The organism is Sphingomonas bacterium, assembly GCF_903644135.1.
Taxonomy (GTDB): Bacteria; Pseudomonadota; Alphaproteobacteria; order Sphingomonadales; family Sphingomonadaceae; genus Sphingomonas.
The window spans coordinates 1-10,479 of sequence record NZ_CAHJXA010000065.1 but is presented as its reverse complement, the minus strand read 5'-3'; the positions used below and the strand labels follow the sequence as shown (position 1 = coordinate 10,479).

The window sequence follows — 10,479 nt, the reverse complement described above, 5'->3', positions numbered from 1 at the left end:
AACAGCCGGTTCTCGTTCATCACCAGCAGGCCGAGCCGGTCGGCGGCGTCGAGCAGCTCGCGCGTCTGCGCGTTGTGCGAGGCGCGGATGGCGTTGCAGCCCATCTCCTTCAGCCGCCTGAGGCGAAACTCGATGATCGAGTCGGGCAGCGCGACGCCCAGCCCGGCATGGTCCTGATGGTTGCAGGTGCCTTTGAGCTTGACGGGCTGGCCGTTGAGGAAGAAGCCGTGGTCTGCGTCGAACCGCTGGGTGCGGAAGCCGACCGCGACCGACTCGCGATCGGTGACCATGCCGTTCTGGCTGACGGTCACCTCGACGCGGTGGAGCGTGGGCTGCTCGATCGACCAGAGCCGGGGCGAGGCGATGTCGATACTCAGCCGCGCCTCCGCCCGTGCCAGCGATGGCACCGCCACCGTCGCCGTCGCCTTGCCCAGCGGCCGGTCGTCGGCGTCGAACAGGATCGCGTCGACCCGCGCGTCGGCGCTGCCCTCGCCGATATTCTCCAGCGTCGCCTCGACCGGGATGCGCCAAGCCTCGCCGGCCGGACGAGGATGCGCAGAGATGCCGTCGGTGACGATGTGGACGGGCGCGCGCTTGACCAGCCAGGTGTGGCGATACAGCCCGCCGCCCTCGTACCACCAGCCCTGCAGCGCGCGCGAGTCGACGCGGATCGCGAGGATGTTCGGTTCGTCGCCGAACAGCGCGAAGGGCGTCAGGTCGATATAGGTCGAGCTGTAGCCGCTGAGGATGTTGGCGACGACGTTGCCGTTGAACCAGACGGTTGCGGTCGTCGCCAGCCCATCGAGCTGCAGCTCAAGATGCCGCCCGCGATCGGCGGGGTCGAACCGCAGCGTCCGGCGATACCAGCCGACATCCTTGGGGCGGTAGCCCTGCGCGTTGTTCTCCTCCTTCACATAGGGCTGCTCGATGACGAAGTCGTGCGGCACGTCGACCAACGGCCATAGGGTGTCGTCATAGTCGGTGGCGGCGGCACCCGCGGCGTTGCCCGCCTTGGTATAGTCATAGGTCTCGTTGTCGACGCGCGGCCCTGGCACCTCGATGTCGCCGAGATGGAAGCGCCAACCCTGGTCGAGCGACAGGCGCTGCCGAGGCGAGCCGGTGCGAGGGCTGCGATCGGGCGGCGGCGCGGCGAGCGCACCGTCGCCGATCGCGGTGCCGAGCGCGACGGTAGCCGCGTCCTTGAGGAAGGTTCGTCGCTGCACGGGTCCCCCGATCGATCGCATGGCGCGCCCGGCAGGACTTGAACCTGCGACCACAAGCTTAGAAGGCTCGTGCTCTATCCAGCTGAGCTACGGGCGCGCACTCCGCCTGAATTAGCGCGGATTGCGCCGGGGCGGAACCGTCCTCATACCTCCGGGTCATGAGTATCGATCGAGCCCCGCGCGCCGTCGCCGCCGATGATGTCGGCACCGGTAAATTCCGCCACTTCGACGTCGTCATGACGGCGTTCGTGACCATCCTGCTGCTGTCCAACATCATTGGTGCGGGCAAGCGGGCGGTGGTCGACCTGCCGGTGATCGGCCCATGGCCGTTCGGGGCTGGCATCCTGTTCTTCCCGCTATCTTACCTGATCGGCGACGTGCTTACCGAGGTGTACGGCTTCGCCGCCGCGCGGCGCTGCATCTGGGTGGGGTTCGCGGCGATGCTGTTCATGGTGACGATGGCGGCGATCGTCGTCGCGCTGCCGCCCGATGCCGGCTGGACCGGGCAGGAGGCGTACCGGGCGGTGTTCGGCCAGGTCGGGCGGATCGTCTTCGCCAGCATCGCCGCCTTCTGGGTGGGGGAGTTCGTCAACGCCTATGTCATGGCGCGGATGAAGCTCGCCACCAAGGGGCGGTGGCTGTGGACCCGTACCGTCGGCTCGACGGTAATCGGGGAGGGGGTCGACAGCCTGATCTTCTACCCGCTCGCCTTCCTCGGCGCGGCGGGGTGGACCGCGATGCAGGTCGGGCAGGTGCTGCTGACCCAATGGGTGCTCAAGGTGGTGTGGGAGGTGCTGCTGACGCCCGTTACCTATGCGGTGGTCGGCTGGCTCAAGCGGGCGGAGGGCATCGACGTGTTCGACACCGGCACCGACTTCACGCCGTTCCGATTGCGCTCCCGCGCCTGATCCGCGCCCGGCCTTGCCCCTGCCGCAATGCACCACGATATTATGGGATGCCATTCAGCCGACTGCCCGCCCCGCTTCGCGATGCCCTGACCGCGCGCGGCTATGCTGCCCCGACCGCCGTTCAGCAGGCGGTGCTGGAGGAAGGGGTCGCCGGCCGCGACCTGCTCGTCTCCGCCCAGACCGGCTCGGGCAAGACCGTCGCCTTCGGCATGGCCGTCGCCGATCAGTTGCTTGGACCGGACGGCAGCAGCATGGGTGCGCCCGGCAAGCCGCGCGTGCTGGTGATCGCGCCCACGCGTGAGTTGGCGCTGCAGGTCAGCCAAGAGCTGCAATGGCTGTATGCGCAGGCCGGTGCGCGGATCGTTCCTTGCGTCGGCGGCATGGACCCGTCGCGCGAGCGCCGGTCGCTGGCGCAGGGCGCGCACATCGTCGTCGGCACGCCGGGGCGGCTGCGCGATCACCTGGAGCGTGGCGCGCTCGACCTGTCGGCGTTGACCGCGGCGGTGCTCGACGAGGCCGACGAGATGCTCGACATGGGCTTTCGCGACGACCTGGAGGGCATTCTCGACGCGACTCCCAAGGAGCGGCGGACGCTGTTGTTCTCCGCGACGATGCCCAAGCCGATCGTGGCGCTCGCCCGCCGCTACCAGCGCGACGCGCTCACCATCTCGACGGTCGGGGCCGATCGCGGCCATGGCGACATCAGCTATCAGGCGGTCGCTGTCGCGCCATCGGATATTGAGCATGCCGCGGTTAACCTGCTGCGCTTCCACGAGCCCGATACCGCCATGCTGTTCTGCGCCACGCGCGAGGCGGTGCGGACGCTCCACGCGCGGCTGGTCGAGCGCGGCTTTCATGCGGTGGCCCTGTCGGGCGAGCATAGCCAGCAGGAGCGCAACCATGCGCTGCAGGCGCTGCGCGATCGCCGTGCGCGGGTCTGCGTCGCCACCGACGTGGCGGCGCGCGGCATCGATCTCCCCAGCCTGTCGCTGGTGATCCATGTCGAGCTGCCGCGCGATGCCGAGGCGCTGCAGCACCGCTCCGGCCGTACCGGTCGTGCCGGCAAGAAGGGTACGGCAGTGCTGATCGTGCCCTATCCGCGTCGCCGCCGGACCGAGGCGGTTCTGCGCGACGCGCGCATCCAGTGCGAGTGGGTGCCCGTGCCTTCGCCGGACAACATCGCCGCTGCCGATCGCGAGCGACTGCTGGCGGTGCTGTCGGCTCCGGTCGAGCTGGATGACGAGGACCGCGCCTTGGGCGAGCGCCTGTTGGCGGAGCGGAGCGCTGCCGAGGTGGCGGCGATGCTGGTTCGCGCGCATCGTGCCCGCCTGCCCGCGCCGGAGGAGCTGCTGGAGGCTCCCGCGCCCGGTCAGCATCGTACCGAGGGCCCGCGCGCCGGGTTCGACGACATCGCCTGGTTCCGCATGAACCTGGGACGACGGCACAATGCCGATCCGCGCTGGCTGCTGCCGCTGCTGTGCCGGCGTGGGCACATCACCAAGAACGAGATCGGTGCGATCCGCATCGGCCCCGACGAGACGATGTTCCAGCTGCCCCGCGCCGTCGCCAGTCGCTTCATCGCGGCGGTGAAGCGCACCGCCTCTGCCGATCCCGAGGGCGAGCTGAAGATCGAGCCCGCCGGCGACGGCCCCGCGCCGCTCACCCGCTCCGATCGGCCGCAGCGCGCACCGGTCAAGCGCTATGCGCCGCGTCCCACCGGCCGGCCGCAACGCGCCCGGTAGTTTTCGACGGTGACCCCGCGCATCCTGGTCGACGCCGACGCCTGCCCGGTGAAGGAGGAGGTCTACAAGGTCGCATACCGCCACGCCGTCGCGGTCACGATCGTCAGCAACAGCCACCTGCGGGTGCCGCAGCATGAGCTGATCCGGCGTGTGGTGGTCGACGCCGGGTTCGACGCCGCCGACGACTGGATCGCGGCCGATGCGGACGCTGCGGCGATCGTGATCACCGCCGACATCCTGCTTGCCGACCGGTGCCTCAAGGCTGGCGGGAGCGTCGTGTCGCCGACTGGGCGGCCGTTCACCGCCGCCTCGATCGGTGCGGCGATCGCGACGCGCGCGATCATGGCCGACCTGCGCGCGGGTGGCGACCAGCTCGGCGGCCCTGCACCGTTCGCCAAGGCCGACCGCTCGCGCTTCCTGTCGACGCTCGACGAGGTGGTCGTACGGGTGCGCCGCACGACTGGTTAACCGTTTGTCCACGGCCGACCCCTATCGCTACCCGCCGGTCGACGGGAGCGTGCGGTGTTCGGGCGAGTGGTTGCATTGCTGGCGTTGCTCGCTTGCTCCTGCACGCCGTCGCGCCCTCGCGACCATGCGGTCGGCGTCTCGGTAGCGGTGCCGGCCGCCGATAGACAGTTGCTCCACCGATTGGCGCTGGCCGATCCGGTCGCGGCCCCGGCGGCGAGATTGCCGCCTGCGCCTGCAACCGCCATCGCGCCACCGTTCCTTGCCGCCGCTACAGTCGACGACCAGCAACGCGCCGCCGACTGCCTCAGCGCCGCGGTTTATTACGAGGCCCGGTCGGAGCCGCTCGACGGACAGCGGGCGGTGGCGCAGGTGGTGCTCAACCGCGTGCGCGACCGTGCTTTCCCAGCCAGCGTCTGCCGCGTCGTCTATCAACGCTCCGCCGCCGGCTGCCAATTCTCGTTCGCCTGCGACGGCGCAACTAGTCGCCCGATCGAGCCGCGCGCCTGGCAGACCGCCCAGGCGGTTGCGCGTGCGGCGCTGGCCGGCAATGTCTTTGCCCCGGTCGGTGCCGCGACCCACTATCATACCACCGCCGTGCTGCCGTGGTGGGCCGCCAGCCTGGCGCGGATCGGCACGATCGGCTCGCACATCTTCTATCGCTGGGGCGATCGCCTCGGCGGAGCGCTGTCGTTCCGGCAGGCCTATTCGGGCCATGAACTCGCGCAGGCCACCGGCGGATCGACGTCGATCGCGGGCCGAAGCGATGCGGCGACCTCCGGCGCGTTCGGCGTCATCGTCCACCGCGGCATCGGGTTGGCAATGCCGGCAGTATCGGTGCAGGCGGCGTCGGCAAAGCCTGTGGCAGTGCACCCGGCACGGATCCAGGCGGTCGCGTTCGGCGTGCACATCCATCGCGGCACGTCGTCGGCACTCGGCGCGGCGGAGCCGGCCGCGCCGATCGCCGTCGCTGACGCATCCAGCTGACGCCCGCAACCACCTCGTTTACGGGCCTTTAACCGCTCGCGCTTACTCCTTGGCAAGGACGCGAACCGCTTTCGTGGCGGCGCGCGATGACGATGGAGCGGCCGACCTATGCGTATCCTGATCGTGGATGACGAGCCAGCGATGCACGACAGCTATATCCGCAGCTTCGCCCGTCAGCGCAGCGAGGACGCCGCGACGCTGGACGCCATGGCCGCAGACCTGTTCGGCGACGATGCACCGGCGGAGGACGCTCCCGCGATCGATTTTCGCCTGACGCATTGCCACCAGGGTCTCGACGCGGTCGGCGAGGTCGAGCGCGCGATCGGTGGTAGCGAGCCGTTCGCAGTCGCCTTCATCGACGTCCGGATGCCGCCAGGGATCGACGGCCGCGAGACCGCAAAGCGCATTCGCGCGCTCGACCCCGAGATCAACATCGTCATCGTCACCGGCTATTCCGACTTTTCGCCGATCGAGATCAGCAAGGTCGCCGGTCCTGCCGACAAGATCTTCTACATCGCCAAGCCGTTCGAGGTCGCCGAGATCCAGCAGACCGCGACCGCGCTCGGCCGCCGCTGGGAGGTCGACCGCGAACTCGCCGCCGCCCGAGCGACGCTGGCCGCGCAGGTCGTTCAGCTCCAGGAACAGAGCGCCGAACTCGCCGCCAACGAGAGCCGGGCGATGCACCTCGCCACCCATGACTCCTTGACGGACGCGCCCAATCGCCTCGCCTTCCAGCGAGCGCTCGGCGGCCGCGCCAAGTCCCCGGGACTGTTCGCGACGGCGATGATCGATCTCGATCGCTTTAAGCTGGTCAACGACACGCTCGGCCACCTGGCCGGCGACGCGCTGATCCGGGCAGTGTGCGTCATCCTGCACGAGGCCGCACCCGAAGGCGCGACGATCGCGCGTTTGGGTGGTGACGAGTTCGGTATCCTGTTCGACACGCCGGGCGAAGACGCCGCGGTGATGGCGTGCGACCGCGTCCTCGCCGCCTGCTCGACCAGCATCCCGGTGTTCGGCCATTTGGTGCAGGGCGGTGCCTCCGCCGGCATCGTCGTGATCGAGGGCGGCGATGCCTGCGACCCGGGCGACGCGCTGCGCCGTTCCGACCTTGCCCTCAACGCCGCCAAGCAGGCCGGCAAGGGCGTCACGCGCCTGTTCGACGAGAGCATGGACGAAAGCATCCGCTTCCGCCGCCGCATCGAGAACGGCCTCAGCGATGCGATCGGCAAGGGCGAGCTGAGCCTCGTCTATCAGCCGATCGTCGGCCGCGACGCCTTCGACCTGGTCGGGTTCGAGGCGCTGGTGCGTTGGAACACCGCCGAATACGGGCCGATCAGCCCCGCGACCTTCATCCCGATCGCCGAGGAGTCCAACCTGATCCATGAGCTGGGCGACTGGGTGCTGGCCCGCGCGCTGGAACAGGTCGCCGGCTGGCCGGGGCAATATGTCTCCGTCAACTTCAGCCCGCGCCAGTTCCGCCGCCCCAACTTCGTCGGCCACATCATGCAGGCGGTGATGGCCGCTGGCGTCGCCCCGACGCGCGTTCAGATCGAGATCACCGAAACCGCGATCTTCGACGACGCCGAGCGCGCCGCCGAGACGCTGTACAAGCTGCGCCAGATGGGCTTCCGCATCGCGCTGGATGATTTCGGCACCGGCTATTCGTCGCTCTACAACATCCGCAAGTTCGCGCTCGACTGCCTGAAGATCGACCGCAGCTTCATCGACGGTATGGGCCGCGAGCGCGAGTCGGCGGCGATCGTCCACTCGATCATCCATCTCGGCCGTGCGCTGGGGCTGGGCGTGATCGCTGAGGGCGTGGAGACGGCGGCGCAGGTGCAGGCGCTGCGCCTTGCCGGGGCGAGCCACCTGCAAGGCTATTTCATCGCCCGGCCGGTCGCCGACGACATCGCGCGGGAGATGGCCGCGGTGGGTCATCTCGGCGGCGAGGAAGACCAACCCGCAACGGCCCTGCTCGACGGTACCAACGGCTGATGCCCTCGTTTCGCGCCGCCTGTCGGGCGCGCTGGCATCGGCTCGTCGATCCGGCGTCGCTCGGGGCCAAGCTCGTCCTGATCCTGACCGCCGTCGGCCTTGCCGGCGCGATCGGCATCACCCTGCTGCTCGCCAGCATCATCACGCCCAGCTTCAACCGCCTGGAAGCCAAGGCGATCGCCGGCCATGTCGAGCGCACCGACGCCGCGCTGGCCGAGTTCGCCGGCAAGGCCGAGAGCGCGGTGCGCGACTACGGCGACTGGAACGACAGCTACGCCTATATGGAGCACCCCAGCGCCAAGTTCGAGCGTGACAGCTTCTCGCAATTGGCGATGACCAACCTGGGCGTGCAGGGCATGGCCTATGTCGCGCCGGACGGCCGCGTCGTCATCGCCCGCTGGCCCGATCGTACCGGCCGCACCGACCTTCGCGACGCGCTGGTCGGCCATATCCGCGCCACCGATCTTGCCCGCGTGCTGAAGGGCCGCAGCTCCGGTCGCTATTATGCCCGGCTCGGCAGGGCGGTGGCGGCGATCGGCGTCGCCCAGGTGCGCCGCTCCGACGGCACCGGAAGCCCACGCGGCTGGGTGCTGATGGCGCGCGCGATCACCTCGGCGCAGCTGTCGGCGCTGCTCCAGCTCGACGCGCGGATCGCGCCGCCGACCGTCAGTGAGCGTGAAACGGTGACCAGCAGCGCCACCACTGCGACGATCGCGGTGCCGATCGCCGGGGCCGACCGCCGCCCGGTCGCCACCGCCCGGTTCGGCGTCGCGCGCGACATCTCGCTGCTCGGCCACCGGATGCTGCTGCTCGCGGTCGCCGGGTCGACGTTGCTCCTCCTGCTCGTCCTGCTGATGCTACGGCGGATCATCGGCCGGCTGGTGCTGCGCCCGCTCGCGCGCGTCGAGGAGCATATGCAGCGGGTACGTGCCTCCGGCTCGCTGGCGCTGCTTGGCGAGGATCGGCGGCGCGACGAGATCGGCTCGCTTGGCCGCAGCCTTAACGCCATGCTCCGGCAGCTCCACGACCTGCGCGAGCAGATCGAGGTGCAGAGCTTCCAGCTCGGCCGCTCCGAAAGCGCGGTGGCGGTGATGCACAATGTCCGCAACGCGCTCAACCCGATCTCCACGATCCTCAGCCAGGGGATCGCTCAGGCTCCGCCGATCGACCGCTCGATGCTGGACCGAGCGATCGGCGAGCTTGCCCGCGACGACCTGCCCGCGGCTCGCCGGCAGAAGCTCGCCGCCTTCGTCGCCGCCGCGATCGAGGCGGAGGGGCAGGGGCGCGAGGCGATGCGCCGCGAACTCGGCATCGGCTGCGAGGCGATGGCGCATGTGCTGGAGATCATCGGCCAGCAACAGAAGAACGCGCATGAGCGCCCGGTGCTGGAACCCTGCGACGTCAGCGCGATCGTCGCCCGCAATGCCACCATCGCGCGCTATTCGGACATGGCCTCGATCGCCTTCTCCTTCCCGTCCGACCCGCATTGGGTGATGGCCAACCGGGTGATCCTGTCACAGGTGATCGGCAACCTGCTCGGCAATGCCGCGGAGGCAATCGCCGCGGCCGGACGGAGCAGCGGGTTGATCACGGTGTCGGTCCATCCCGCTGGCGATCGCGTCGAGGTGAATATCCGCGACGATGGCGAAGGGTTCGATGGAGATATCGGCGCGACCTTGTTCCAGCGCGGCTTCTCGACCCGGGCGCACAAGTCGGGCGGGCTGGGGCTGCACTGGTGCGCCAATTCGATGACCGCGATGGACGGCGCGCTGCGCCTGGAAAGCGAGGGCAGAGGGAAGGGTGCGGTCGCGATCCTGACCCTTGGCGCGGTCGAGGCAGCTGCGATGGCGAAGGCGGCCTAGGCCGCCCGTTCCCGCGCCGGCACCGCCGCCGGCCGCAGATAGGGCGCGACGATGCCGCGCTCCAGATACCAGTCCTGCCGCTCGGCCGGCAGCGTCGCGAAGGCGGCGATCGTGCCGCGGCAGATCGCGCTGCGGCAATCGCACGGCAGCCGCCAGTCGGGGTCGGCGAGCGTCGTCGCATAGTCCCAGGCGATCTCCTCGCCCGGCGCGATCGGCTGGATCGCGATCAGGAACACGCCGTCATCCTCGAATCGCAGCCCGGCATTGGGCGAGCAGCTGTGATTGATCAGGTCGTCGATCCGCCCCGACGGTCCCATATATTCGTCGGGCGCGACCTGGACGAAGCGGTCACCCGTCCCTTCCAGCCGCCTACCCAGCCGCGCCGCGCTGATCCGCCGGCCGCTGAAGCGGACGATGCGCTCCCCTTCTGCAAACGGCCGGGCCGCAAACACCGCCTTGCCCAGGTGCGTCTCGCCGACCGCGAACGGGTTGGCGGGCGACAGCGCGTCGAGCACCACCAGCCCGCCGCGGCCAAGCCCGAGCGAGCGCAGCGGGTTGATCGTCGCCAGCCCGATCATGAACCAGACGCTGGCATGGCAGGCGAACTCGACCAGGATATAGGCCAACCCGCCGATGCCGGTGTCGCCCGCCCGTGCCGCCAGCAGCAGCGTCGTCAGGTCGCCCAGCGTCCACAGCCCCCATGCCGGCGAGCGCTCGCGCGCGCGGTCCTCCATGACGCTCTGCCAAGTCGGCCAGAAGCTGATCGGCACCGCCGCGACGACCAGCATATGCGCCCAGAACGTCTCCTTGAAAGCCACCCACAGCAGCAGCGCGGCAAGCGCAGCCCCCATGCACAGGCTCTCGGTCGGCGTCGGCGCCCCCCAGCGCGAGCGTCGCCACATCGACAGCGTCACCGTGATGCACGCGATTGCCGATGCCGCGAACACCCAGGATTGCGGCTGGTGCGGGTTGACCGCGGCATAGGTCGCCGCCTCGACCCCGGCCGCTGCCGCCCAGATCAGCCAGGACGCGCGGTTGGGCTCGACCAGATGCCGGCGCAGCCCGACCAGATAGGTGCCGTAGCCAGCCAGGCTGAGCCCCATCGCGCCGATCAGCCAGGCCTGGATCGTCATTGCACCGCCAACCCCCAAGCCAAACAAGGTAAACGGAAAGCGCGAATCCGTCCAGCGTCGCTACAGCAGCAGCGCCGGCGGCGGCTCGGGCTCGCCGCGAACCAGTGCCGACAATGTCAGTCCGAGCAGGCGCACGCCGCCCGGCACCGGCAGCTCGGCCG

The 10,479-nt window shown here is 69.7% G+C and carries 8 protein-coding genes and 1 tRNA gene; 6 read left to right on the top strand and 3 right to left on the bottom strand.

The window, feature by feature from the left end; genetic code table 11:
• Positions 1–1,223 (bottom strand): sugar-binding domain-containing protein (locus tag HUU96_RS05425; RefSeq protein WP_302480215.1); only part of this gene is annotated, 1,223 nt, incomplete at its 3' end.
• 20 nt (positions 1,224–1,243) lie between these two features.
• A tRNA-Arg gene (locus tag HUU96_RS05420) sits at positions 1,244–1,320 on the bottom strand.
• A 61-nt stretch (positions 1,321–1,381) separates the two neighbouring features.
• Here HUU96_RS05420 and HUU96_RS05415 point away from each other — a divergent pair.
• The 6 genes from HUU96_RS05415 to HUU96_RS05390 all read left to right on the top strand — a co-directional run bounded on the left by HUU96_RS05415 (position 1,382) and on the right by HUU96_RS05390 (position 9,185).
• Positions 1,382–2,131, top strand: coding sequence for a queuosine precursor transporter (locus HUU96_RS05415; protein WP_174291831.1), 750 nt, complete (start codon positions 1,382–1,384; stop codon positions 2,129–2,131).
• A gap of 47 nt (positions 2,132–2,178) precedes the next feature.
• Positions 2,179–3,873, top strand: a complete 1,695-nt coding sequence (locus HUU96_RS05410) for a DEAD/DEAH box helicase (protein WP_174291830.1) — start codon at positions 2,179–2,181, stop codon at positions 3,871–3,873.
• Between the two features lie 9 nt (positions 3,874–3,882).
• Positions 3,883–4,341, top strand: a complete 459-nt coding sequence (locus HUU96_RS05405; RefSeq protein WP_174291829.1) for a YaiI/YqxD family protein — start codon at positions 3,883–3,885, stop codon at positions 4,339–4,341.
• Positions 4,342–4,509: 168 nt separating this feature from the next.
• A complete protein-coding gene (locus HUU96_RS05400; protein ID WP_254605020.1) occupies positions 4,510–5,325 on the top strand; it encodes a cell wall hydrolase in 816 nt (271 codons plus the stop codon).
• Positions 5,326–5,433: 108 nt separating this feature from the next.
• Positions 5,434–7,323: a putative bifunctional diguanylate cyclase/phosphodiesterase gene (locus tag HUU96_RS05395; RefSeq protein ID WP_174291828.1), complete on the top strand. Its 1,890-nt coding sequence runs from the start codon at positions 5,434–5,436 to the stop codon at positions 7,321–7,323.
• Positions 7,323–9,185 carry a CHASE4 domain-containing protein gene (locus HUU96_RS05390; protein WP_174291827.1) on the top strand — a complete coding sequence of 621 codons (1,863 nt, stop codon included), beginning with the start codon at positions 7,323–7,325 and terminating at the stop codon, positions 9,183–9,185. Before HUU96_RS05395 ends, HUU96_RS05390 begins: the two co-directional genes overlap by 1 nt.
• Here the strand turns inward: HUU96_RS05390 and HUU96_RS05385 are convergent.
• The gene (locus HUU96_RS05385) at positions 9,182–10,318 is read right to left on the bottom strand and encodes an SET domain-containing protein (protein WP_174291826.1); all 1,137 of its coding nucleotides are present in this window, start codon (positions 10,316–10,318) and stop codon (positions 9,182–9,184) included. The two genes, HUU96_RS05390 and HUU96_RS05385, sit on opposite strands and share 4 nt — an antisense overlap.
• Positions 10,319–10,479: the final 161 nt, after the last annotated feature.